General features: G+C 43.2%; 28 protein-coding genes. 22 read left to right on the forward strand and 6 right to left on the reverse strand.

The window, feature by feature from the left end:
• The 13 genes from pgk to RP262_RS07830 form a co-directional block, all read left to right on the forward strand.
• Positions 1–210 (forward strand): phosphoglycerate kinase (gene pgk / locus RP262_RS07770; protein ID WP_017284923.1); only part of this gene is annotated, 210 nt, incomplete at its 5' end.
• A gap of 319 nt (positions 211–529) precedes the next feature.
• A complete protein-coding gene (locus RP262_RS07775) occupies positions 530–4618 on the forward strand; it encodes an antigen I/II family LPXTG-anchored adhesin (protein WP_311154775.1) in 4089 nt (1362 codons plus the stop codon).
• A 178-nt stretch (positions 4619–4796) separates the two neighbouring features.
• Positions 4797–5462, forward strand: a complete 666-nt coding sequence (locus RP262_RS07780; RefSeq protein ID WP_311154776.1) for a CHAP domain-containing protein — start codon at positions 4797–4799, stop codon at positions 5460–5462.
• Between the two features lie 176 nt (positions 5463–5638).
• Positions 5639–6163 carry an aromatic acid exporter family protein gene (locus tag RP262_RS07785; RefSeq protein ID WP_002926896.1) on the forward strand — a complete coding sequence of 175 codons (525 nt, stop codon included), beginning with the start codon at positions 5639–5641 and terminating at the stop codon, positions 6161–6163.
• A gap of 80 nt (positions 6164–6243) precedes the next feature.
• The gene (locus RP262_RS07790; protein ID WP_002898467.1) at positions 6244–6609 is read left to right on the forward strand and encodes a MerR family transcriptional regulator; all 366 of its coding nucleotides are present in this window, start codon (positions 6244–6246) and stop codon (positions 6607–6609) included.
• A gap of 31 nt (positions 6610–6640) precedes the next feature.
• A complete protein-coding gene (gene glnA, locus RP262_RS07795) occupies positions 6641–7987 on the forward strand; it encodes a type I glutamate--ammonia ligase (RefSeq protein ID WP_002896640.1) in 1347 nt (448 codons plus the stop codon).
• Between the two features lie 51 nt (positions 7988–8038).
• Entirely contained in the window at positions 8039–8458 is a 420-nt protein-coding gene (locus tag RP262_RS07800; protein ID WP_311154777.1) for a GNAT family N-acetyltransferase, read from the forward strand.
• A 68-nt stretch (positions 8459–8526) separates the two neighbouring features.
• Positions 8527–8946 carry a hypothetical protein gene (locus RP262_RS07805; RefSeq protein ID WP_002926879.1) on the forward strand — a complete coding sequence of 140 codons (420 nt, stop codon included), beginning with the start codon at positions 8527–8529 and terminating at the stop codon, positions 8944–8946.
• A gap of 101 nt (positions 8947–9047) precedes the next feature.
• Positions 9048–9461: a hypothetical protein gene (locus RP262_RS07810; RefSeq protein WP_002926877.1), complete on the forward strand. Its 414-nt coding sequence runs from the start codon at positions 9048–9050 to the stop codon at positions 9459–9461.
• 104 nt (positions 9462–9565) lie between these two features.
• Positions 9566–9979 carry a hypothetical protein gene (locus RP262_RS07815; protein ID WP_002926876.1) on the forward strand — a complete coding sequence of 138 codons (414 nt, stop codon included), beginning with the start codon at positions 9566–9568 and terminating at the stop codon, positions 9977–9979.
• Positions 9972–11678 (forward strand): DUF2974 domain-containing protein, encoded by a 1707-nt coding sequence (locus tag RP262_RS07820; RefSeq protein ID WP_399553057.1) that lies wholly within the window; start codon positions 9972–9974, stop codon positions 11676–11678. Before RP262_RS07815 ends, RP262_RS07820 begins: the two co-directional genes overlap by 8 nt.
• Positions 11672–11971, forward strand: coding sequence for a hypothetical protein (locus RP262_RS07825; protein WP_023916796.1), 300 nt, complete (start codon positions 11672–11674; stop codon positions 11969–11971). The genes RP262_RS07820 and RP262_RS07825 overlap by 7 nt, the downstream gene beginning before the upstream one ends.
• A 12-nt stretch (positions 11972–11983) precedes the next feature.
• Positions 11984–12289 carry a hypothetical protein gene (locus RP262_RS07830; protein ID WP_002926872.1) on the forward strand — a complete coding sequence of 102 codons (306 nt, stop codon included), beginning with the start codon at positions 11984–11986 and terminating at the stop codon, positions 12287–12289.
• A 56-nt stretch (positions 12290–12345) separates the two neighbouring features.
• On the opposite strand, the gene rnjA is transcribed toward RP262_RS07830, so the two are convergent.
• The 4 genes from rnjA to RP262_RS07850 all read right to left on the reverse strand — a co-directional run bounded on the left by rnjA (position 12346) and on the right by RP262_RS07850 (position 16811).
• Entirely contained in the window at positions 12346–14028 is a 1683-nt protein-coding gene (gene rnjA / locus RP262_RS07835) for a ribonuclease J1 (RefSeq protein WP_002926870.1), read from the reverse strand.
• A gap of 3 nt (positions 14029–14031) precedes the next feature.
• A complete protein-coding gene (locus RP262_RS07840) occupies positions 14032–14262 on the reverse strand; it encodes a DNA-dependent RNA polymerase subunit epsilon (protein WP_032906349.1) in 231 nt (76 codons plus the stop codon).
• Positions 14263–14494: 232 nt separating this feature from the next.
• Positions 14495–15532 (reverse strand): SDR family oxidoreductase, encoded by a 1038-nt coding sequence (locus RP262_RS07845; RefSeq protein WP_002929091.1) that lies wholly within the window; start codon positions 15530–15532, stop codon positions 14495–14497.
• 226 nt (positions 15533–15758) lie between these two features.
• On the reverse strand, positions 15759–16811 hold the full coding sequence (locus tag RP262_RS07850; protein WP_002903702.1) for an SDR family oxidoreductase: 1053 nt from the start codon (positions 16809–16811) through the stop codon (positions 15759–15761).
• A 132-nt stretch (positions 16812–16943) separates the two neighbouring features.
• Between RP262_RS07850 and RP262_RS07855 the strand changes: the two genes are divergently transcribed.
• From RP262_RS07855 to RP262_RS07890, 8 genes are all read left to right on the forward strand, one after another.
• On the forward strand, positions 16944–17405 hold the full coding sequence (locus tag RP262_RS07855) for a MarR family winged helix-turn-helix transcriptional regulator (RefSeq protein WP_002929093.1): 462 nt from the start codon (positions 16944–16946) through the stop codon (positions 17403–17405).
• 10 nt (positions 17406–17415) lie between these two features.
• Positions 17416–18102 carry a tRNA (adenosine(37)-N6)-threonylcarbamoyltransferase complex dimerization subunit type 1 TsaB gene (gene tsaB, locus RP262_RS07860; RefSeq protein ID WP_311154779.1) on the forward strand — a complete coding sequence of 229 codons (687 nt, stop codon included), beginning with the start codon at positions 17416–17418 and terminating at the stop codon, positions 18100–18102.
• Entirely contained in the window at positions 18099–18551 is a 453-nt protein-coding gene (gene rimI / locus RP262_RS07865; RefSeq protein WP_311154780.1) for a ribosomal protein S18-alanine N-acetyltransferase, read from the forward strand. The genes tsaB and rimI overlap by 4 nt, the downstream gene beginning before the upstream one ends.
• On the forward strand, positions 18541–19551 hold the full coding sequence (gene tsaD / locus RP262_RS07870) for a tRNA (adenosine(37)-N6)-threonylcarbamoyltransferase complex transferase subunit TsaD (protein ID WP_311154781.1): 1011 nt from the start codon (positions 18541–18543) through the stop codon (positions 19549–19551). Before rimI ends, tsaD begins: the two co-directional genes overlap by 11 nt.
• Before the next feature lie 9 nt (positions 19552–19560).
• Positions 19561–20256 carry an AzlC family ABC transporter permease gene (locus RP262_RS07875; RefSeq protein ID WP_311154782.1) on the forward strand — a complete coding sequence of 232 codons (696 nt, stop codon included), beginning with the start codon at positions 19561–19563 and terminating at the stop codon, positions 20254–20256.
• On the forward strand, positions 20246–20584 hold the full coding sequence (locus RP262_RS07880; RefSeq protein ID WP_125390078.1) for an AzlD domain-containing protein: 339 nt from the start codon (positions 20246–20248) through the stop codon (positions 20582–20584). The genes RP262_RS07875 and RP262_RS07880 overlap by 11 nt, the downstream gene beginning before the upstream one ends.
• 123 nt (positions 20585–20707) lie before the next feature.
• Positions 20708–21454 carry a class I SAM-dependent methyltransferase gene (locus RP262_RS07885; RefSeq protein WP_311154783.1) on the forward strand — a complete coding sequence of 249 codons (747 nt, stop codon included), beginning with the start codon at positions 20708–20710 and terminating at the stop codon, positions 21452–21454.
• A gap of 104 nt (positions 21455–21558) precedes the next feature.
• Entirely contained in the window at positions 21559–22299 is a 741-nt protein-coding gene (locus RP262_RS07890) for a MerR family transcriptional regulator (protein WP_311154784.1), read from the forward strand.
• A 31-nt stretch (positions 22300–22330) separates the two neighbouring features.
• On the opposite strand, the gene RP262_RS07895 is transcribed toward RP262_RS07890, so the two are convergent.
• Together RP262_RS07895 and RP262_RS07900 are read right to left on the reverse strand one after the other, a co-directional pair.
• Complete coding sequence (locus tag RP262_RS07895; RefSeq protein ID WP_311154785.1) at positions 22331–22786, reverse strand: 8-oxo-dGTP diphosphatase; 456 nt, start codon at positions 22784–22786, stop codon at positions 22331–22333.
• A gap of 44 nt (positions 22787–22830) precedes the next feature.
• Positions 22831–24006: an NAD(P)/FAD-dependent oxidoreductase gene (locus RP262_RS07900; RefSeq protein WP_311154786.1), complete on the reverse strand. Its 1176-nt coding sequence runs from the start codon at positions 24004–24006 to the stop codon at positions 22831–22833.
• Positions 24007–24306: 300 nt separating this feature from the next.
• On the opposite strand from RP262_RS07900, the gene RP262_RS07905 reads away from it, so the two are divergent.
• Complete coding sequence (locus tag RP262_RS07905; RefSeq protein WP_002903414.1) at positions 24307–24801, forward strand: DUF536 domain-containing protein; 495 nt, start codon at positions 24307–24309, stop codon at positions 24799–24801.
• The last annotated feature ends 38 nt before the right edge of the window (positions 24802–24839 follow it).

The following is a 24839-nucleotide window of genomic DNA, read 5'->3' on the forward strand; positions in this document are numbered from 1 at the left end:
GACTTCCAAGCTGGTACAATCGGTGTCATGGATGCTATCGTGAAACAACCAGGTGTAAAATCAATCATCGGTGGTGGTGACTCAGCTGCCGCAGCCATCAACCTTGGCCGTGCAGACAAGTTCTCATGGATTTCTACTGGTGGTGGTGCATCAATGGAACTCCTTGAAGGTAAAGTATTGCCAGGACTTGCAGCACTGACTGAAAAATAAGCAGTAAGCTTAGAAACTTTGATTTTGTAGATAACAAGTACAAAACTGTAATAAGGAAAGACTAGTGAAAGCTGGTCTTTTTCTTGTATTCTTATTGTTCATTTAAAGAAAGATAGAGCAAAAAAAGATAAAAATAGGCAATATATGGATAAATGTCCAAATTTATTCTAAGGTAAATAAAAGGAGCAAAAAATGCTTGCAAAACGAGGCAAAACTTGTTAGGATTAAGATACATATATATTCTGATGCTTAAAGAGGATCAAAATGAGAAAGAAACTTCCGATTGGAGGTTTCCATTGCTTTTTGATGTTCTGAGGGCATGGGAAAACTGCTGACTGTAAAAGTTGGCAGAGGGAGGAGAAAAATGGAAAAAGAAGTTTTTGCTTTTAGGAAAAACAAGGCTGTTAAAACTTTATGCGGTGCTGTTCTAGGTGCGGCTTTTTTAACGTCAACGATGCAAGTAAGAGCAGATGAAGTGGTATCTGATACCAATAGTCCTGTCAATATTGAAATGGTGGGCACTGGAAATGCAGCGACCAATCTGCCTCAAGCTCAAGGACCAGCCAGTCAGGCATCTAAAGAGAGTCAGGCGCGAGCAAGTCAGGCAGATGGCGGTGTGACAGTGACTGTTCCAACAGCTGGTTTAGATGAAAGAGTCAAAAAGGCTCAAGAAGCTGGGCTGACAGTGGTCAAAGACCCAGCTGTTGACAAAGGAGTAGCCCAGACTGCTCAAGAAACAGCAGACAAAAAAGCGGAGATTGCAGCAGATTATCAAGCGCAGGTAACCGAGATTGATGCCAAGGTCAAGGAGTACAAAGAAAAAGTATCAGCCTACGAGGCGGAAGTAGCTCGGATTACAGCAGAAAACAAAGCGACAGCGGAACAATACGCTAAAGATTTGGCTGCTCATCAAGCAGAAGTAGCTCGGATCACAGCAGAAAATGCTCAGCTGAAAGCAGATTATGAAGCGGCCCTTAGTAAATACAAAACAGATTTAGCAACGATTCAAAAGACCAATGCAGATAATGCGGTGGCTTACCAAGTGGCTAAAGCGGCCTATGATGCTGAATTGGCCCGTATCCAAAAGGAAAATCAAGATAAAAAAGCTCAATATGAAGCAGATTTAGCAGCTTATGAAGCTAAAAAGGCTCAAATTGAAGCTGAAAATGCGGCAGCTCAAAAAGAATATGAGCAAAAGTTAGCGGAGAACCAAACTAAGAATGCCACTGTAGCAGCTGAAAATGAAGAAATCAAGAAGCGTAATGCTCAAGCCCAAGCAAACTATCAAGCCCAGTTGGCCCAGTATAATGCAGATTTGGCTGTCTATAACAAAAAATTAGCCAAATATCAGCAAGATAAGGCTAAATATGATGCTGAACAGGCCCAGATTAAGGCTGGTCTGGCTATCGCAGAAACAAAGAAGACTGAAGACGGTCATTTGAGCCGTCCAATTGCACAAAGTCTGGTTTTCAAATCAGAACCTAATGCTGATCTGTCACTGACTACAACTGGTGAGTTTGTCAGCTATGCTGGCATGGAAGCCGCTGTGAAGAATACTGCAGAGTTTTCTAAGAAACTCTTCCAGTTGGATAACTTCAAAGTAACAGATATTCAAAATGCTAACTATCAGACCAATCAGCAGGAAATCTTTGGTACAGTTGGCAAGTATGCAGGCTACAGTTCTAACGTAACAAGCGGTAAAGGGCCGACTGAATGGTCTTCTGTTTTGCTGAGCCGCGGTCAGTCTGCAACAGCAACCTATACAAATCTTCAGGGAACTTATTATCGAGGGAAAAAAGTTTCTAAAATCGTCTATACCTATACTCTTGATCCAAGCTCACAATTCCGCAATGATAAGGCTTGGTTAGGTGTTTTTAAAGATCCAACCATGGGAGTTTTTGCTTCAGCTTATACAGGAAATTTTGAAGATGCAACCTCTCTCTTTGTGAAGACGGAATTTGTCTTTTATGATGACAAAGGCCAACCTATTAATTTTGACCAGGCTTTGATGTCCGTGGCTTCCCTCAACCGTGAAGCTAACTCTATCGAAATGGCCAAAGATTATACAGGAACTTTCAACAAGATTTCGGGTTCATCAGTTGGTGAAAAGAACGGTCAAATCTATGCGACTGAGTCTGAAAACTTCAAAAAAGGAGTTGGCGGATCTCGCTTCACCATGTATAAGAATGCTCAGCCAGACTCAGGCTGGGACACTACAGATGCTCCTAACTCATGGTATGGGGCAGGAGCGGTGGAAATTTCTGGTACAACCAACAGCATGACGATTGGAACGATTTCCTCTTCTGAAGTGTTAGGCCAGCCAGAGGCTACTGATCCACGTAGGGCTGACAAACTAGCTCCTAAGAAACCAAATATTTGGTTTGCGATTAATGGTGATGTTCGAGCGAATGATCTGCCAATCATCACAGTAGAAGAACCGGAAGCGCCCGTAGCTCCTACAGCTCCTGCAGTGCCAAGCGAAGAAGCGCTTAAGCCTTTGGATCCAGCTCCAACTACACCAACACCGAAGGTTCTTCCAACACCTCCGGCAGCACCGACTTATGAGAAGGAGCCGGAAGCGCCAACTCCTACACCAGATACACCGGAGCCTAATAAGCCGGTAGAACCAACTTATAGCCCGCTGCCAACCTCACCAGCAGAGCCTGTTTATCAAAAAGAGCCAGCAGCGCCCGTAGCTCCGACTGTGCATTATCATTATCATCTCTTGCAATCTCAACCGCAGATTCATAAAGAGATTCAAAATGACCAAGGCACCAATATTGATAAGACTCTGGTGGCTAAGCAGTCCGTCGTTCAGTTTGCTCTAAAGACAGAAGCTCTTCCAGCTGGACGCAGTGAGACGACTTCATTTGTCATTGCTGATCCACTGCCAAGTGGTTATGAAGTTGACTTAGAAGCAACAAAAGCTGCTAGTGCAGGTTTTGAAGTCAGCTATGATAAGGCTGGTCACACAGTAACATTCAAGGCAACTGCAGCAACCTTAGCTACTTATAACGCTGATAGGACCAAAGAGGTTGCTACGCTCTTTCCAACAGTGGTTGGCCGAGTACTCAATGATGGCGCAACCTATACTAATAATTTCACCCTGACAGTCAATGATGCCTATGGTGTCCGCTCAAATGTTGTACGTGTCACCACGCCAGGCAAGCCAGACGATTCAGACAATCCTAGCAATAATTACATCAAGCCAACCAAGGTCAATAAAAATAAGGCAGGATTGGTGATTGATGGTAAGGAAGTCTTGGCTGGTTCGACCAATTACTACGAGCTGACTTGGGATTTGGATCAGTATAAGGGTGACAAGTCATCTAAGAGCACGATTCAAAAAGGTTTCTACTATGTAGATGACTATCCGGAAGAAGCACTTGAACTTCGTCCAGAATTAGTCAAGCTAGTAGATGCGGATGGCAAAGCTGTGGCAGGTGTGACAGTGACCCACTACGAGAGCCTTGAAACATCCCCTGCAGCAGTTCGAGAGCTCCTTCAAAAGGCCAATATCACTGTTAAAGGTTCTTTCCAACTCTTTGCAGCAGACGATGCCCAAGCATTTTACGATCAATATGTCGTAACAGGTAAGTCTTTGACCATAAAAAGCCCTATGGCAGTCAAAGAAGGAATGGGTCGCACAGGCGGTAAATTCGAGAACCGGGCTTATCAAATTGACTTTGGAAATGGTTATGCGACAGACGTAGTCGTGAACAATGTTCCTAAAATCAGTCCTGAAAAAGATATTACATTGAGTCTTGATCCAGCAAGTGCAGAGAACTTGGATGGCAAGGAACTGACTTTGGGACGGCATTTTAACTATCGTCTCATCGGAGGTTTAATCCCAGCTAATCATTCTGAAGATTTGACGGACTATAGTTTTGTGGATGATTATGATCAACGAGGCGATGAGTACACGGGTGCTTACAAAACCTTTGCCAAAGTAGACATCACGCTCAAAGATGGTAAGGTGATAAAGGCTGGTACAGATTTGGCTGAGTATACAGCTGCGAATATTGATCTTGAGAAAGGCTTGATTTCTATTCGTTTCAAAGAAGAATTCTTAGAGACTATTTCTCTGGATTCAGCTTTTCAGACTGAAACCTATCTACAGATGAAGCGGATTGCTGCGGGTACTTTTGAAAATACCTACATCAATACCGTCAATCGTGTGGTCTATGCTTCAAATACAGTTACAACAGTCACTCCTAAGGCACAGCATCTGCTTGTTTCGGATGTAAACGATCCAAGAAGAGCCAATCCAACTCCAGTGGCTAAAAAGATTCCTGTTTCTCTTCTGCCAGAAACGGGAGCCAAAGATGCAGTCTATTTGCCATATCTAGGTTTAGCAGCCATTATTGCTGCTTTAGGTCTAGGAAAATTGAAAGGTAAAGAAGACTGATAATAGATGAGGCTAGGGAATCCCTAGCCTTTTTATCTTTAAAAATATTGCTAAATCTAATGTAGCATAACAATAAATCATTTGTAACATGACAAAAACATAATTCTAAAAAAACTGACATGTAAATAGGGTATGATTTTTTTATCATCAAATTATATATATACGGAGAAAAACAGTTATGAAAAAAGCATTTGCTAAAGCAACTCTTGGTTTAACTTCTACAGCTTTTTTGGCGACAATCGGCGCTCAAGCTGTCAATGCAGATTCTTACATTGTCCAGCAAGGGGACTCTTTTTTTGCCATTGCTAGCGCCAATGGAATGAATCCTTACGAACTTGCTGCCAATAATGGAAAGACAATTTTTGATACGATTAACCCAGGAGATGTGTTGCAAGTAAATGGCACTGCTTTGGCTCAGACATACAATCCTTACAGCGCTCCAGCTTATGAAGCGACAAGCGATGCTGCTTTGGTATCTGATACTGAAGATGTTGTCTTAAATACACCAACTGACTATGGCAATTCTTACCCAATCGGCCAATGTACTTGGGGCGTGAAAGAAATGGCTCCTTGGGCAAGCAACTGGTGGGGCAATGCTAATACTTGGGCAATCAATGCTGGTGCTCAGGGTTATGCAACAGGAAATGTCCCAGTAGCAGGGGCTATTGCAGTTTGGGATGGCGGTGAATACGGACATGTTGCTTATGTGACAGATGTGCAAAGCGACAGCTCTATCCAAGTCTTGGAAGCAAACTACAATCGCCAAAAGCAGATTAACAACTATCGTGGCTACTTTAACCCAAATGAATTTATGGGTGGCGTTACCTATATCTATCCAAACTAAAGATTATGAAAATAGGCTGGGATAAAAAATGTCTCAGCTTTTAAATAGTCAATAGCTCTTGATGCGCTAGCTGATAGGGCTTTTTCTTTGTGCGGGAAAAGTCCTGAGCAGAAAGAGTTTTTTTGAGACGAAATATGTTAAAATGAAGAGAGGGAGGATTTCCTGGAAGGAGACTAATGAGTTATTTCAATAAGTACAAGTTTGATAAATCGAAATTTCGTCTGGGCATGCGTACCTTTAAAACCGGTCTAGCTGTTTTCATCATCCTACTGCTCTTTGGGCTTTTTGGTTGGAAAGGCCTGCAAATCGGTGCTTTGACGGCAGTCTTTAGTCTTCGTGAGGATTTTGATAAGAGTGTCCACTTCGGAACATCGCGAATCTTGGGAAACAGCATCGGTGGTTTTTACGCTCTGCTATTTTTCATTGTCAATAGTGTCTTTAAGGAGCAGTATTGGGTCACCCTCCTTTTGGTGCCGGTCTGTACCATGCTGACAATCATGACCAATGTCGCCATGAACAACAAGGCGGGAGTCATTGGCGGAGTATCTGCTATGCTGATTATTACGCTATCCATTCGGCCGGAAGATACCATCTTGTATGTCTTTGCCAGAATCTTTGAAACCTTCATGGGAGTCTTTGTTGCAATTCTGGTAAATTCTGATATAGATCGGCTGCGAGCCATCTTTGAAAAGGAAAAATAAAATCTGTGTAAGAAAATCTGACATTATTTCTTGACATAAGATTGATTTCAGCCTATAATAGTGCGTAGAGAGGAATTTGAATGAAGGAAAAAGAGTTTCGCCGAAACATGGCAGTCTTTCCCATCGGCAGTGTTATGAAACTGACGGACCTATCTGCCCGTCAGATCCGTTATTATGAAGACCAGAATCTGATTACCCCTGCTCGGAATGAGGGCAATCGTCGGATGTATTCTTTGAATGATATGGACCGTCTTTTAGAAATTAAAGATTATATTTCGGAAGGTTATAATATCGCTGCAATTAAGAGGAAATATGCTGAGCGTGAAGCCAAGTCCCACAAGACCATTAGTGAAAAAGATGTCCGCCGTGCTCTGCATCATGACATCTTGCAGCAAGGTCGTTTTGCTTCTTCTCTGCCAACTTTTGGTCAGATGCGTCGACCATAGCTATTTTGTTTGAATTACAAGGAGAAATTTAATGTCTATTACAGCAGCTGATATCCGTCGCGAAGTAAAAGAGAAAAATGTTACCTTTATTCGTCTTATGTTCTCTGATATTTTAGGGACTATGAAGAATGTGGAAATTCCTGCCACGGATGAACAGCTTGACAAGGTCTTATCCAATAAAGCCATGTTTGATGGTTCTTCCATTGAAGGTTTTGTCCGTATCAATGAATCAGATATGTATCTTTACCCTGATCTGGATACTTGGACAGTCTTTCCCTGGGGAGATGAAAACGGCAGTGTAGCGGGTCTGATTTGTGATGTTTACACGACAGATCATGTACCGTTTCTAGGGGATCCTCGCAGTAACCTCAAGCGCGCCCTCAAACATATGGAAGAGCTGGGATTCAAGTCCTTTAATCTCGGACCAGAGCCAGAGTTTTTTCTCTTTAAGCTGGATGAAAATGGCGATCCGACGCTGGAAGTAAATGACAAGGGCGGTTATTTTGACTTGGCGCCGACAGACTTGGCAGACAATACCCGTCGGGAAATCGTCAATGTCCTGACCAAGATGGGCTTTGAAGTAGAAGCTAGCCACCATGAGGTCGCAGTCGGCCAGCACGAGATTGACTTTAAGTATGACGAAGTGCTCCGGGCTTGTGACAAGATTCAGATTTTTAAGCTGGTTGTGAAAACTATTGCTCGTAAGCACGGCCTTTATGCGACCTTTATGGCTAAGCCTAAGTTTGGCATTGCGGGATCTGGTATGCACTGTAACATGTCCCTCTTTGATCAAGACGGCAATAATGCCTTCTTCGATCCAGAAGATCCAAAAGGTATGCAGCTGTCAGAAACAGCCTACCATTTCTTGGGTGGTTTGATTAACCATGCTTATAACTACACAGCTATCATGAATCCAACGGTCAACTCATATAAACGTCTGGTTCCTGGCTATGAAGCACCAGTTTATATTGCTTGGGCAGGACGCAATCGTTCACCATTGGTGCGCGTGCCGGCTTCTCGTGGTATGGGTACTCGCTTGGAGTTGCGCTCCGTTGACCCGATGGCCAATCCATATATTGCTATGGCTGTTCTCTTGGAAGTTGGACTGCACGGTGTTGAAAATAAAATCGAAGCTCCAGCTCCAATCGAAGAGAATATCTACATCATGACTCCAGAGGAACGTAAGGAAGCAGGAATTACAGACCTGCCATCAACTCTTCACAATGCCTTGAAGGCCTTGACAGAAGACGAAGTTGTGAAAGCAGCACTTGGCGAGCATATCTATACGAGCTTCTTAGAAGCTAAGCGTATCGAGTGGGCTAGCTATGCAACCTTTGTTTCTCAATGGGAAGTAGATAATTATCTCGATTTATACTAAACTTAGAGCAGGAGGATTGGCATATCCCCTGCTTTTTCGTGGAGGAGAAAGATGGAAAAATTTCATGATTTTATTAAGCGTGTTTTTGATGAGCAATATGAAGCCTATTTTGGTCCAGATATGCTTGAAAAACTTGAACCTCAAGATTATTATTTAAGGCGGGAGGAAGATGGCCAGTTAATTGCCTTGCTCCATGCCCAACAGGTGTTGGAAAATATTCATGTCAAGGCTTTGGTGGTGGATAAAGAACATCAGAAAAGAGGATTGGGAGCAAGTCTTTTGGCAGAATTAGAAGAAAAGGCTGCAGAAGTTGGAGTAACTAGCATTACCTTGTCCACTAAATCTTATCAGGCCAGGGATTTTTACATCAAGCAAGGCTATGAAATCTACGCCAGTCTAACAGATGTTCCGCAAAAGTGCATTACCAAATATCATTTTATCAAGCGATTAAACGAAGCCATTCTCAAATAGACGGAAGCCAATTTGGCTTCTGTTTTTTATGCTATAATATTGGTAATGACTGTCAAAAGGAATAGGAAATGAAAAAGCAGAAAAGAATAGCCCTAGCTTTAGTAACTATAGGAATCATAGGTGGAGCTTTTTTCCTTGGAAATCAGGAGAGCTTAAATAAAATTATAACCAAAAAGCCAGATTTGCAAAAGATAAAGGAAAAGCAGTTGGATGAATTGAAAAAGCATGAGGAAGAAATCAAATATTTTGTAAAGTCACAAAATCCTAAGATTGAATCTGTTCAGGTGGATTGGAACCAGACAAACTGGGAAGAAGTAGGCAATGGTACTCCATGGGGAGGAGGAGAAGTGATAAGAATTTTTGGAGGATTTAACCATATCGAAGACTCGAGTTGGAGTGTTTTAGTTGATGTAGAAAATGGGAAAGCGGATATCGATTCTATCATGCAAGGTAGTCCGATACGAGCAGGAGGAGAGATTTTTGAGTGAGAGCGGTTCAAATCCTTGGATAATTTCTATACAGATTTTACACGTCTTTTTATGTGATTTGGTGTTATAATATGTAACTTCTATTGTCTAGGAGGAAGAAAATGAAGAAACATAAAATCATTTGGTTGCTATTTATTGTCCTTGTTATTGGAGGAGGAAATTTATATATGTTTAGCCAGGGGAATTTGTTTTTAGATAGTAAAGCTGGTTTGCGAATCACAAAAGAAAAGCAGCTGGATTATTTGAAAAAGCACCAAGATGAAATAAAAAATTTTGTCAAGTCGCAAAATCCTAAGATTGAATCTGTTCAAGTGGATTGGAACCAGACAAACTGGGAAAAAGTAGGCAACGGAACACCATGGGGCGCTGGAGAAATTGTTAATGTATATGGGAGATTCAATCATATTGAGGATTCTTCTTGGAATGTCACCTTTTTAGTAAAAGATAATGAGGTAGTTCCAAATTCAATGTCTTTAGCAAATGATTTATATGTAGGAGGTAGGATTTTTGAGTAATAGCGATTTGAAATCCTTTGATAATTTTTATGTAGATTTAACGCGTCGTTTTATGTAACTCTGTGTTATAATATATGTAACTTCTACTGTCTAGGAGGAAGAAAATGAAGAAGCATAAAATGATTTGGTTGGTATTAATCGCCCTTTTTATTGGAGGAGGAAGTCTATATATGTTCAGTCAAGGGAATTTGTTTTCAGATGGCAAAGCTAATTTGCGAACTTCAAAAGATAAACAGCTAGATTATTTGAAGAAGCACCAAGATGAAATAAAAAATTTTGTCAAGTCGCAAAATCCTAAAATTGACTCAGTGCAAATTGATTGGGCAGAAACACAATGGAATCAAGTCGGAAATGGTACTCCCCAAGGCGCGGGAGATATTATTGATGTTTATGGAACGTTTAATAATATTGAAAATTCTGGTTGGCATGTCATGATAGATGTACCTGAGGGAGAATTCAATATACGTGCCATGACATTGGTAAATTATTTAAGTGTTGGAGGCGAAGAATTTGAGTAATAGTAATTTAAAGTCTTTTGATAATTTTTATGCTGATTTAGCGCAATCATCTTACCATGGTAGACCAGTTGTATTTCCTTATGATAGTTTAACAAAAGACCAAAGAAAAAAGCTAGATTCTGGAGATTCTATTCTGTTTGATTTTTCTAAAAACAAAAAATATAAACAAACAGAAAAAGATCCAGTAACCGGAGCTGAAGTTGAAGTTGAAAGGGAAGTTATTGGCGGTGGGAAAGATTTGGTTCATGAGGGCAAGGTTTATCTGCATCCTGATCCAGATTTGCATACAGTAGAAGGAACATATATTACTAATAGCTATCAAAAAGGCTTGATGACAGACGAAAAGGCTGGTTTTAACTCGTATTTTCTGACGGATTCAGAAGAGTTGGGTTCTAAGACAACCAAAGCCTACATGGCTATTCGAGGTAGTGATGGTATGAGGCTAGAGACTTGGAATGACTGGGTTGATAATGACGCCAACTTTGCCTTCAACCACTCTCATATACCTCAAGCCAAGTTAGCAACGGTTGCTATGAGGGAACGGATTAAGGAGATAAAGGAAAAAGCACCTGATAATGTAAAAATGGATGTTGCAGCTCATTCCTTAGGTACTATGGTTTCTGTCCAAGGCTTGGCAGGTTTAAGTGTGGAAGAGCTTAAAACCATTGGTCAAGTTGTTCTTCTTGATGGACCGGATACAAGGAAAAGTTTAAAAAATATGAATGTATCTAAGGAGGTTTACGACGAGTTAAATGCACGTATCACCTATTATCTTAATCCCTTTGACATCGTGAGTATGCTCAATCGTGAAAATACAATTTATAATCTGGAGAACCCAAATCAAGAACCACTCGAAAAGCCACTTGGAACTGCCCGCGTTGTTGTTCCTTTGCATTATACTGCTTTTTTTAAGATGGATGAAAGCTCTCATGATTTTGGCGTGATGCAGATGGATACCTCTGGGAATTATCTGGTTGCCTCAAAAGATTTCCATCCTGAGCTACTAAAAGCGGGGGAAAAGCTAGCGCGGTTAGAACAAAAATTTCTGAATTCTCTGCGTTCAAAAGGATATTCTGACAATGTTGCTCTAACTATGGTGACGAAGTTGACTCAGATGATAGTGTCACCCACCATGACTGCTTTGGAAAGTTCCGAATTAGCAATAGAAAGTCGTCAGTTCGTAGAAGAGTATGGAAGGATTATTAGTGAGGCACGTAAGGAATCCATAGAGTGGGATAAAAAGGCCATCGCTGATTACAAAAATCAGCTTTCAAATAGTAAACTTACTGGTGAAAAAAGAATTGAGCTACAAACTAAATTATTACAAACAGCCGCTCAGCTAGCCTCCTTTGGGGTTGAGGATTGCGATATGCGGGTAGGAAAACTTTTAGATGATGCCAAAGAAAAACTGCAGACTACAGTTAGTCAAGCTACTGAAACAGTTTATAGTATGGCGACTCACCTCAGCCGATCAGAAGTAGATCAGATGCTGTCAGACTTTACAATTGACAATTTTTGGGATGAGGGTGTTTATACAGATACAAAAGCTGAATCAACAAATTTTAGAAATAGTATTGATCAGTTATCTGTGACGCTGGTTAGAGGAGCTTCTTTACTTAATAAAGTGGATAGTCAGAGTGCAGAGAGTTTCAATGCATTGCTAGAAGAAACAAAGAATGTATGGAGGACGCCATGGTAATGATAGTACTCAATGAGAGTTTTGAGCGACGCTTGAATGAAGCTCACATAGAAAAAATGAAAAGCCAAGAACGAGAAGCTATACGAGCGTTTTTATTGGCAAAAAGGATGGAAATTCATGCGATGGGAGCTATGTTGAATATAAGTTTAAAGCTTCAGGCAACTTTGATGAAAGAGCATGCTACTACTTATTCAACTAATATTGAGGGGGGATTTTCTGGTACGGCAGGCGATGCTGCTAAAGATTATCTTGCATCTTTAAAGACTCCAAATCTGCAGAGTCCAATCAAGTGATAGGAGTGTTTTATGTTGGATAGGAAGGAACGTCAAAAGTTAGACGATGCACATGATTTACGATTAAAGCAGTTTTTTCGGGCTGAGGTGATTCTAGACAGTCGGATGGAGGAGTTTGAGCAACATTCACATGGATTAATGGAAAAGGTGATGGAAGCTTTTCGAGCAGTTCCAGATGCATCAGCTAGCCCCTATCTTTACAAATTAGAAGAAAATCTACATGATTATCGAAAAGAGTACAATGGAATGATAGATGATATACTTGAACAACGCTATCATGAAAATCGGAGTTATTATCAGAAGCTGGATGAGAAATAATAAGTTTGGTTCTAAATAACTAAATAAGCTTTGCTAAATCTAGCAAAGCTTATTTTTTAGTTGTCTTCGTCTGGTGTAAGAACCATCGGAATAATAATAGGTTCACGCTCGGTGCTTTCGTAGAGGAAAGGACGCAAGGCGTTGACGATAGCGCCGCTGACAGATTGAATGCTGGCATCTTTATTCTTGAGTGCAATGCGAATAGCATTGAAGAGGATGCGCTGGCTTTGGCGAATGAGGTCTCCTGATTCGCGCATGTAGATAAAGCCGCGGCTGAGAATATCTGGACCGGCTAAAATCATCTTGGACTCAAAATCAACCGTCGCAACAGCCAGGACAACACCGTCCTCTGACAGGTCTTTACGGTCGCGTAGGACTGCAGCTCCGATTTCACCAATGCGGTTCCCATCAACATAAATATCTTGAGCGTTGAAGCTGCCGGCAATACGAGCTGAGTCAGCTGTCAGAGCCAGCACATCACCATTGCTCATGATGAAGATATTGTCTTTTGGTACTCCAGTATCAACGGCTAGGCCTGCATGGACTTTCTGCATACGGTATTCACCATGGACTGGCATGAAATATTTAGGCTTGATCAAGCGGAGCATGAGTTTCTGCTCTTGTTGGCCACCGTGCCCAGAGGTGTGGATGTTGTTAATCTTGCCGTGAATCACTTCTACACCAGCCTCGGAAATGATGTTAATCAACTTGTTAACGCTGGTCGTATTACCAGGGATAGGACTGGATGAGAAGATGACTGTATCTCCAGGCTGCAGCTGAACTTGACGGTGGGTACCATTGGCAATCCGAGACAGGGCTGCCATCGGCTCACCCTGACTTCCGGTACACATAATCAGCACTTCGCTAGCTGGATAGTCCTTGAGTTCATTTGGCTCGATGAAGGTATCTTTAGGAACCTTGATATAGCCCAGCTCAATCCCGTTAACAATAGCCTTTTCCATGGAGCGGCCAAAGACCGCAATCTTACGACCGGTCTTGACAGCAGCATCTGCTGCCTGCTGGAGCCGGAAGATGTTTGAGGCAAAGGAGGCGAAAATAATGCGTCCATTAATGCCTTCAATAATCTTCATGATAGATTGCCCGACAACTTTTTCGGAATTGGTAAAGGTTGGAACTTCAGCATTGGTCGAGTCAGATAGGAGACAGAGCACACCTTCCTCGCCCAGAGCAGCCATGCGGTGTAAGTCGGCCGGCTCACCAACTGGTGTAAAGTCAAACTTGAAGTCACCGGTACAGACAATCTTACCCTGCGGCGTATGAATGACAATTCCCAAAGGCTCTGGAATAGAGTGGGTTGTCCGGAAGAAAGTAGCTTTCAGATGCTTGAACTGCAGCTCTGTGTTTTGATTGATTTCATAGAGCTTGGCATCGCGCAACAGTCCATGCTCTTCTAGCTTGCCTCGAATGAGGGCCAGGGCCAAAGGACCAGCATAGATAGGAACATTGGCTTGCTTGAGCAGGAAAGGAATACCGCCGATATGATCCTCGTGCCCGTGGGTGATGAGGACAGCTTTTACGCGGTCAATATTTTCTACGATATATGAGTAGTCAGGAATGACATAGTCAATTCCTAGCAGGTCGTCTTCTGGGAACTTGATGCCGGCGTCTACGATGATAATTTCATTTTGGTATTCAATCCCGTAGGTGTTTTTACCGATTTCGCCTAACCCACCAATCGCAAAAACGCCAACTTCTTTGGGTTTTAAGGTATATGCCATGGGTTAGAACTCCGTCAATTCAAAAGTGCCTGACTCTTTTTCGTATTCGAGGTGTTTGTCAGACAAGAGCTCAATAAATTCAATATTGTAAGGGGTATTTTCTTCGACTAACTTACGAGCCTGAATGCGGCCTTCCAATTCATTAGCTGCTTCGACATCTAAATAAAGGGCACGTGTCTTTTCACGGCGCGGACTGCGCTCTTTTGTTTCTTGATAAAAAACTTTGTAAATCATTACATTTCCTTTCATATTTTCATGATTAACCTGCAGAAAACAACAGCTGATTAGCTGTTTTCTTTTATTCAATTCTGAGTAGTAGATTAATCCTGATTCGTTACAATTATAATGATTATAACATAAAATAAGGGAATAGTAAAAGGTGGAGATAAGAAAATGTAAGAGTGATTTAGTCTGAAAGCATTCGGATTCCATATTCCTGAAATGCCTGTTCTGGATACTTTTAATCTTATGATAGGTAGCCGTGCTCTTTGTACCAAGCTAGGACATCTTTGAGAGTTTCTTCAAAGGGACGGAAATGGGCTCCCAACTCATTTTGAGATTTTGCAGAATTGAAATGTGTTCGGAGATATTCCTCTTCAGTAGAGGTCACAGCAGCCTTACTCAACAGAATAGGACGTTTTGTTAGACGATGATATAGTTCATTGTATTGAGCAATTATCTTTAGAAGAAAAAGAGGAATCCGTCTAGTTGGAGCGGCAACTCCGCTGACCGCTTCTAGGTTCTTCAATAATTCTTCCATCGTCATATGCCTACCAGCTGCTAAATATCGTTCTCCTTGTCGGCCATACTGCATAGCTAGGATTTCGCAGTCTGCGACGTCTCGGGCATCTACGACGCTGTAGCTGCCGGGAATGATTCCAGGCAGTTTTTTATGAACGAAGTCGAAAATCAACTGTCCCGCAGAGGTAGGACCGATATCGCCTGGGCCAAACATAAATCCAGGCAGGACAAAACTAACAAAAAAATCAGGATGTTTTTTTGAAAAATCTAAGAGAACCTCTTCGCTTAATATCTTACTGCGGTAGTAGTCATTGCTTGTATTCCTGCTGCGTAACATGCTTTCATCAATCAGTTGATTTTGCTCACCATAGAGAACTGCAATCGATGAGGTATGGACCGCCTGACGAATGCCAGCTTTATAAGCGGCTTCAAAAAGTTCCAAACTACCCTTCACATTGGTATTATACAGTTCTTGCCAGTGCTGACCGCCTTTCAAACTATCTCGAAAGAAAGCAGCTGTGTGAAAAAGACTATCACAATCTTGCATATGATTTTGATAGCTGTCTGGCTGGCAAATATCTCCTTCAATGAAATGGATCGGCAGATTGCCAAACTGCTCTAAGGCTTTCTGTCGAGAGCGTACTAAAGCAGTCACCTGAATTCCTTTTTTTAGAAGGGATCGCACCAGATTATTTCCTAGTAAACCTGTTGCGCCAGTAACGAAGGCGTGGTGAATACTTCGGCTTTGGTGTTTTGGGGGCATGGCTCTTCTCCTTAAATTATATTTAGATGACATGTCATCTATTCTCTTATTTTATATTTTGCAAGATTAATTGTCAACAATTAAGGGAATTAGTGTAAAATAGATACAGAAGAAATTTGCAAAGGACGGGAATAGAATGTCATCTTTAGGAGACCGTTTTAGATATTTATTCAGAAGTGCGGAAAATCAAGCGATGAACATTTGGTCACTTGATTTTGAGGGCTGCTTATTTGGCGAAATAGCCGTGCTTGCGGTACCAATCTACCACGTCAGCTAAGCTTTCTTCGAGAGGGCGATGCTGTCCGCCTAGCTCGCTCTCGGTTTTGGCAAAGCTAAAATTACTTTTGAGATATTCTTCGGCCATGAGATGAGCGAGCTCATTGGTAACCAAAATTGGTTTTTTGGTGAGCCGGTGGTAGAGCTCACTTGCTTGGGCATAGATTTTGACGAAAAGAGGGGAGATCTTGCGCTTGGGGGCGGGAACGCCAGTGATTTTTTCCAGTATTTGGTACAATTCTGTCATGGTCACTTGCCGTCCAACTGCCAGATAGCGCTCCTTTGAGCGTCCGTATTTCATGGCGCGGAGATGAATATCTGCTACATCTCTAGCATCCACCATATTATAGCTAGCCTTTAAGATACCTGGAAGTTTTTGCTCTACAAAATTGATAATCAGCTGCCCACTGGAGGTCGGACCAAGGTCTCTAGGACCCAACATTACACTCGGCAAGATGAAGCAACCGAAAACATCTGAATGCTTGTCCAAGAAATCACGAACGGCCTCTTCACTCAAAATCTTGCTGCGATAGTAATCAAAAGGAGTATCTTTTGAGCGAGACATGCTTTCATCGATTAGCTGATTGGCCTCACCTTCCAGTACGACACAGGAGGAAGTATGGACAAATTGGCGGATACCAGCCTCGTAAGCAGCTTCTAGGAGGTTATTTGTGCCTATAATATTAGTGTCGTAGAGCTCCTGCCAGTGCTTGCCGCCTTTATAATTATCGCGGAAAAAAGCAGCGGTATGAAAGAGGCTGTCGCAGCCTGCTAGATAGTCACGATAGCTTTCGGGCTCTAAAATATCCCCCTTGACAATCTGGATAGGCAGGTCGGCAAATTGTTTGCGCGCTTTTTCCTCGGAGCGAACGAGAGCGGTCACTTGAATGTTTTCTTTTAGCAGAGCACGCACGAGATTATTTCCTAAAAGACCGGTCGCACCAGTCACAAAAGCGTGGGTCATTGTTCTAGCTGGTTTTTGATTTGTAGGGTTTGGGGTCATCCGTTTTTCCTCCTTTTGCAAATAGATGATATATCATCTATTTAAGATTTTATATTTTTTAACTAAAATTGTCAACAATTTACCTAATCTAGTGTAAAATAGTATAGAAGTGATTTTTGAAAGGAGAGCAGCGTGGTAGCAGAAGGAATTCGATTTGGCTATTTGTTTAGAAGTGCAGAGAGCTTAGCGACGAGAGAATATGGGAAGTTGCTAGAGCCTTTGGGAATTACGCCCAATCAAAGCGAGGTCTTGCTCGTTTTGGGCGAACATGCTCCGCTGTCTCTCAAGGGCTTGGGGGAATCCCTGATTTGTGAGGAAAAAAGCCCTAGTCGCTTGGTGCAGGCTTTGATTAAAAAAGGCTTGGTCAAGAAGGAAATTTCTAGCAAGGACAAGCGCAGTTCTCGCTTGAGCTTGACTGCTGCTGGAGCGGATTTGCTGCCCAAGATTGCTGAGCAAGAAGCGATTTTTGGAAAACACTTGGCGCAGCAAGTGCCTAATTTGGAGGCTTTTAGCCAGATTTTAGAGGAATTTTTGGTAGATAGTTTCTACGAAGACAAATTAAAACGCCGCTCTCTTTGGTACAGTGAAGAATGAGAGGATTTTTATGAACATTTTAGCGATGGATACGTCCAATAAAGCCTTGTCCTTGGGACTTTTGCAGGATAAGGAGCTCTTGGGACAGGTGACGCTCAATATCAAGAAAAATCATAGCATTACCCTTATGCCAGCTATTGATTTTCTGATGAATAGTCTGGATATGAAGCCAAAAGATTTGGATCGTATCGTAGTTGCTCAGGGTCCAGGCAGCTACACAGGTCTGAGAATTGCGGTGGCGACTGCCAAGACTCTGGCTCATACCCTCAAGATTGAGCTGGTCGGTGTGTCTAGTCTGCTGGCTTTAGTCCCAGAGCAGGCGGAAGGTTTGGTCATTCCCATCGTAGATGCCCGTCGCAATAATGTCTATGCTGGCTTTTACCAGTCTGGTCAGCCTGTGCAGCCGGAAGCTCATCTGCCTTTGGCAGAGGTGTTGGAAATGGCTGGCGCTGCTAATCAGCCAGTCACCTTTGTCGGAGAAACAGCAGCTTTTGCGGAGCAGATTAAAACGGCTCTTCCTCAGGCTACCATTCAGCCGACCTTGCCAGATGCGGCAGCTATTGGTCGTCTCGGTTTAGACCTGCCAGCCCAGTCCATTCATGATTTTGTCCCTAACTACCTCAAGCGGGTAGAGGCCGAGGAAAATTGGCTCAAGACCCATCAGGAATCCAGTGATTCTTACATTCAGCGCCTATGATTGAGTTGAGAAAATGGAGCGCTAACTCGGATGTGGACGCGGCTGCTCTCGCAGAAGAGCTGGAACAGCTCTTACTAGCTGTTTATGAGGTCAGCCCTTGGACTGTGGGTCAATTGGAAGAGGTCCTGCTCTCGAATGTGAACAGCTGTGCACTAGCAGCAGATGAGAGTCAGCTTGTCGGCTTTTTAGTCTGGCAGGAGACAGACTTTGAAGCAGAAGTTCTGCAGATTGCTGTATTGCCTAGTTATCAGGGGCAGAAAATCGCGACAGCCTTGTTTGACTTTTTGCCAGCAGATAAAGAAATTTTCCTCGAAGTGAGGGAATCGAACAAGCCAGCTCTGCTATTTTACAAAAAAGAAAAATTTGAAGAAATCGCGCGGCGGAAGGCCTACTATCATGCGCCGGTGGAAGATGCGATTGTCATGAAAAGAGAGATCCATGAAAGATAGATATATTTTAGCTTTTGAGACGTCCTGTGACGAGACCAGTGTGGCGGTTCTGAAGAATGAGACGGAGCTTTTGAGCAATGTCATTGCCAGCCAGATTGAGAGCCACAAGCGTTTTGGTGGAGTGGTACCGGAAGTGGCCAGCCGTCACCATGTGGAGGTCATTACGGTGTGCATTGAGGAGGCTTTGGCAGAAGCAGGGATTAGCGAGGAGCAGGTCACAGCAGTGGCCGTTACCTATGGTCCTGGTCTGGTTGGGGCGCTTCTGGTCGGCTTGGCAGCGGCCAAGTCCTTTGCCTGGGCTCATGATATTCCCCTGATTCCAGTCAATCACATGGCTGGACACCTGATGGCGGCCCAGAGCGTGGAGCCCTTGGAGTTTCCCTTGCTGGCTCTCTTGGTCAGCGGCGGCCATACTGAGCTGGTCTATGTCAGTCAGGCTGGTGATTATAAGATTGTGGGGGAGACCCGCGATGATGCAGTCGGTGAAGCCTATGACAAGGTGGGTCGCGTTATGGGGCTGACCTATCCAGCAGGACGGGAGATTGATCAGTTAGCTCATGAGGGACAGGATATTTATGATTTTCCTCGGGCAATGATTAAGGAGGACAATCTGGAATTTTCTTTTTCTGGTCTCAAGTCGGCCTTTATCAACCTGCACCACAATGCCCAGCAAAAAGTAGAAGTCTTGTCTAATCAAGACTTGTCGACTAGCTTTCAGGCAGCGGTCATGGATATTCTCATGGCCAAGACTAAGAAAGCGCTGGCAAAATATCCAGTCAAGACTCTGGTCGTGGCGGGCGGTGTTGCGGCCAATCAAGGTCTGAGAGAACGCTTGGCTGCTGAGATTCAGGATGTGAAAGTAATCATTCCGCCTCTGCGCCTTTGCGGTGACAACGCTGGTATGATTGCCTATGCCAGTGTCAGCGAATGGAATAAGAAGAATTTTGCCAGTTTGGACCTGAATGCTAAGCCGAGTCTGGCTTTTGAAACGATGGAGTAAAGGAGAAGAATGCGCGGACAGACATTTAAACAAGGGACACAAGCAGCAGTGCCAACAGCTCTGGGCTATATTGGGATTGGCTTAGCCTGCGGCATCATGGCGGCGCCTTATATGAATCCCTTGGAGATGGGGCTGATGAGTATTCTGGTTTATGCGGGCAGTGCCCAGTTTGCAATGATTGGTTTATTTGCTCAGCAGGCGCCTGTCTTGGCCATCGCATTGACTGTTTTTCTTATTAATATTCGGAATCTTCTGCTAGGCTTACATGCATCAACTCTTTTTCGTAAGTCTAGCTTGACTCAGAATATTGTCATTGGCTCTTTTTTGACGGATGAATCTTACGGAGTCTTGATGGGAGAGCGGGCACATACAGAGGGAATCGCTGCTCGTTGGATGATGGGCAATAATTTTATGGGTTATACTGCTTGGATCTTGGGGTCTATTTTGGGAACAACTCTCGGTGCCCTTCTGCCCAATCCTGAAAGCTTTGGCTTGGACTTTGCCCTAGTCTCCATGTTTATCGGTATCTTCTCTTCTCAGTTTACAATCATGCTGCGACGGGTCAAGATAAAGAAGCTCTTTTTAGTTCTGGGTGTGGTCGGCCTTTCCTACTTAGTCCTAACCATGCTACTTCAAAATTCGTTAGCGGTGCTTTTTGCAACCTTACTAGGCTGTACAGTGGGGGTGATCTTGGATGATAAGTAAGTATATTTTGCTGGCTATTCTTTTGTCAGCCCTGGTCACTTGGATTCCGCGGGTTTTGCCCTTTATCCTAGTCAAGTACAAGGGGCTTCCGCCCATGGTAGAGCGTTTCCTCAAATATCTGCCAGTTTCCATTATCTTTGCCCTTATCCTATCCAGTGTCACCAATGCTAAAACAGGTCAGCTGCCGAGTTTTAAATGGCTAGATTTAATAGCCGTTTTTCCAACAAGCTATGTGGCTTTTAAGTATAAGAACTTAATTGCAACTGTTGTGTTTGGCGTAGTCTTGGTGGCCTTGCTGCGCTATCTGGCTGGATTTCTTGGGCTGTAAAGAAGATACAAGACAGATTGAATCAGTCGATTCGGTCTGTTTTTTTGTCGAATTCTAAGAATTATCTGAAAATATAATATTTTATGCTATAATGGAAGCAATAAAAATCATGGAGGTTCGGAAATGGCAGAAGCAGGTCATAAATTTTTAGCAAAATTAGGAAAGAAACGTCTTCGTCCCGGTGGTAAGCTGGCAACGGATTGGCTGATTGAGCAGGGGCAGTTTTCCAGCGATAAGAAAGTTCTAGAGGTTGCCTGCAATATGGGGACCACAACAATCGAGCTAGCTAAAACATATGGCTGCCAGATTACTGCAGTTGATTTGGATAAGGCTGCGCTGGCTCAGGCACGGCTTAATGGAGACAAAGCTGGTGTTAGTGAACTCGTCACATTTGAGCAGGCTAATGCCATGAAGCTGCCTTATGATGACAATTCTTTTGATATTGTTATCAATGAAGCCATGCTGACCATGCAGACGGATAAGGGGAAGGCCAAATGTATGGATGAGTACTACCGGGTGCTGAAGCCAGGTGGAGTGCTCCTCACACACGATGTCATGCTCAAACAAAAAGATGAGAATATCCGGGAAGAGCTATCGCGTGCGATTAACGTTAATGTTGGTCCTCTAACCGAGGGCTCTTGGATTCAGCTGGCACGTTCTCATGCTTTTGACCGTGTGGACACCTTTGTCGGCGAAATGACCTTGATGAGTCTTCGAGGTATGATTTATGACGAAGGACTGGGCGGCACTCTGAAAATCTGCTTCAATGCCCTTAAAAAAGAGAACTACGGCCAGTTTATGAAGATGTTTAAGATGTTCCAAAAAAATCAGGAAAAACTGGGCTTTATTGCTATGGTTTCTCGCAAATAAATGCTAGCTACTTTAGAAAATTTAAAGTGACTTTAAAAATTTCATAAAAGGCTTGACTCTACCCTTAGGTCAGGGTTTATACTATAGTGGTAAGGAGGTCTATCATGTACCATATCAAAGAAGCGGCGCAGCTCTCAGGTGTCTCTGTGAAAACCCTGCATCATTATGATAAAATCGGACTGTTAGTCCCCGCCAAATCAGAAAATGGCTATCGGACATATAGCCAAGCTGATTTAGAGCGGCTGCAGGTCATCCTCTACTATAAGTATCTGGGCTTTTCTTTGGAGAAAATAGCAGAGCTGCTGAGTCAGGATGAACAGGCTTTATTGCCGCATCTGGTTAGGCAGTTAGAGTATTTGCAGCAGGAAAGAGACCGCTTGGATACCTTGATTTCCACCTTACAAAAAACTATCCAAGAAGAAAAAGGAGAAAGAAAGATGACAATGAAAGAAAAATTCGCAGGCTTTACCTACGAAGATAATCACAAATATCATCAAGAAGCCGTCGAAGAATACGGTCAAGAAGTCATGTCGGAAGCATTGACTCGTCAAAATGGACGGGAAGAAGAATCTGCCGCAGCCTTCAATCAAGTTTTTCAAAGTCTGGCAGAGAATATGCAACAAGGCTTGCCAGTTGAGGCAACAGAAAATCAGGAGCAGGCAGCGCGTCTCTTACAAGCCATTCGCACTTACGGCTTTGACTGCTCACTGCAAGTCTTTGCTCACATCGGCCAAGGCTATGTCCACAATCCAGAATTCAAGAAGAATATCGATCAATTTGGACCAGGCACTGCCCAGTACACAGCAGATGTGATTGCTGCTTATGTGCAGACAATTGCGAAATAAATAGGCTAGGAATTTCCTAGCCTATTTTATTCTACTTCAAGTCATAAAGCCAGTCGTCACCGTCTTTATAGTAAAAGAATTCACTTAAATCGTCTTCTAAAAAAACACGTAGCATATCAGACATGTCACTGGTTGCCAGCTTTAAATGGGACAGATTTTTAAAATCTTCCCACCAGACCTTTCCTTCATCTGAGGATTGCAGCACACCAGAATAGTGCTTTGTCTTATAGAGCAGGACGACATAACGAAAATCTTTATCATCATACCAATCCTTTATGCCGCAAAGTTGAGGCTTGGATATGGTTAATCCAGTTTCTTCTTTTACTTCTCTGATAACTGCATCGGTAAAAGATTCTCCACGCTCTACATGCCCGCCAGGAAAAGTGATGCCTGGCCAGTCAGACTTCACTCGTTCTTGGACGAGAACTTTTTCTCCGTCATAAATCATGCACATATTGACGAATTCTACATTTTCCAGTCGATTCATTTGTTTCTTCCTTTTGTTTGAGATGAATGGTGGAATCTAAACAATCACTCATAATGCAAGCTTCCTGCCACCCAGCCGGTGCAGAGGGCAGATGTGATGTTGAAACCACCCGTGTGGGCATTGATGTCTAGGATCTCTCCAGCAAAGTGGAGGCCGGGAACGAGTTTGCTTTCCAGAGTTTTGGGATTGATTTCTTTGAGGCTGACGCCACCCTTGGTTACAAAGGACTTGGCCAGGGACATTTTGCCAGTGACAGGGATGGGCAGTTCTTTGATTTGTTTGATGAGGGCATCTTTTTCACTGAGATTGAGTTGTTTGACTTTCTCGGGAAAGGGCTGGGCAAAAAAGTCTGCCAGTCGCTCGGGTAGGAGAATTTTCAGACAGTTCTTCAGTGATTTTTCCCGATGTTTTTCTAAAAAGTCTGCCAAATCCTGCTTACTTATCTGTGGCAGAAGATCCAGATAAATGGTTTCTCCACCCTTGACAAAGCTAGACAAGCGCAGGGCTGCCGGACCTGATAGGCCAAAGTGGGTAAAGAGCAGGTCGTGGGTAATGACATGCTTTCCGTAGCTGAGGGTCACATCGTCCAGCGAAATCCCCTGAAGCGCTTTGTGAGGAAAGTCAGTCATAAGAGGACTTTCAGCAGCTTCCAGCTCAGTCACTGTGTGCTTGAAGTGTCGGGCAATATCGTGACCGAAGCCTGTCGAGCCAGTTGAAGGGTAGGACTTGCCGCCAGTCGTCACAATCAATTTTTGGCAGGTCCAAGTCTGGTCGCTGGATCTGACAGTGAAAAGTCCATCGGATTTTTTGACGGAGACGATTTCAGTATTGGTTATGACAGTGCCGCCCAGCTCTGCAATTTTATTTTCCAAAGCTTCGATAATAGTGCGGGACTTGTCTGTCGCTGGGAAAACACGGCCGTGGTCCTCAACCTTAAGTTTGACACCGTTCTCTGTAAAGAAGTTGATGATATCATGGTTGTCAAACTGGGAAAAGACGCTGTAAAGAAAGCGCCCGTTGCCTGGAATACCAGCCATGAGGTCATCCAGGTTTCCGTTATTGGTCACATTGCAGCGGCCGCCGCCTGTACCAGCTAGTTTCTTTCCCAATCGTTTATTTTTCTCAAGGAGCAAGGTCTTCTGTCCGTAGAAAGAACTGGAAATGGCAGCCATCATGCCAGCCGGTCCTCCTCCGATGATGATTGTGTCGAAATACTTCATTGGTCTTTTCCTTTCGTGGAAAGTGGTTTTTATCTGTTGGTTGGAAGTCTGGTATATCCTTACGGATGCCTTTTTGCTGTCTTGCAGATCCTCTTGGAAGGCTGTAGCTGAATATCTCTAGGCTTCTAAATTCATTCGATTTTTTCATTTCTTTTATTAGACTAATCTGTCTCATTGTATCATAAAAAAGGGCTAAAAAGATAGGAGTCAGGCTCAAAAAATATTGTGAAATTTGACAGTTAAGGCTTGATATGATAAGATTTAGGTATCTACAAACTAGAAAAAGTTTTTGAGGAAATTATGGCAATTGAAAAGACAGTCAGCGAGTTAGCCGAGATTCTTGGAGTTAGCCGCCAGGCGATTAACAATCGTGTCAAGGCACTGCCGCCAGAAGATACGGAAAAGAATGAAAAAGGAGTCACGGTGGTGACCCGCAGCGGCTTGATTAAGCTGGAAGAAATTTATAAGAAAACTATTTTTGAAGATGAACCTGTCAGCGAAGATGTGAAGCAACGCGAGCTGATGGAAATCTTGGTGGACGAAAAAAATGCTGAGATTGTGCGTCTCTATGAGCAGCTTAAGGCCAAGGACGGCCAACTGGCTAAGAAAGATGAGCAGCTGCGCATCAAGGATGTCCAGATTGCTGAAAAGGACAAGCAGTTGGACCAGCAGCAGCAGCTAACAGCTAAGGCTATGAATGAGCGTGAAACCTTGCTGTTGGAGTTGGATGAAGCCAAGGAAAAGGTGCAGGAGCAGGAAAGCAAGGGCTTCTGGGCACGTTTATTTGGAAAATAAAAATAAGGTTGGGACATCTGTCTCAACCTTGTTTTAAA

The sequence above is a fragment of the uncultured Streptococcus sp. genome, assembly GCF_963456385.1.
Classification (GTDB): Bacteria; Bacillota; Bacilli; order Lactobacillales; family Streptococcaceae; genus Streptococcus.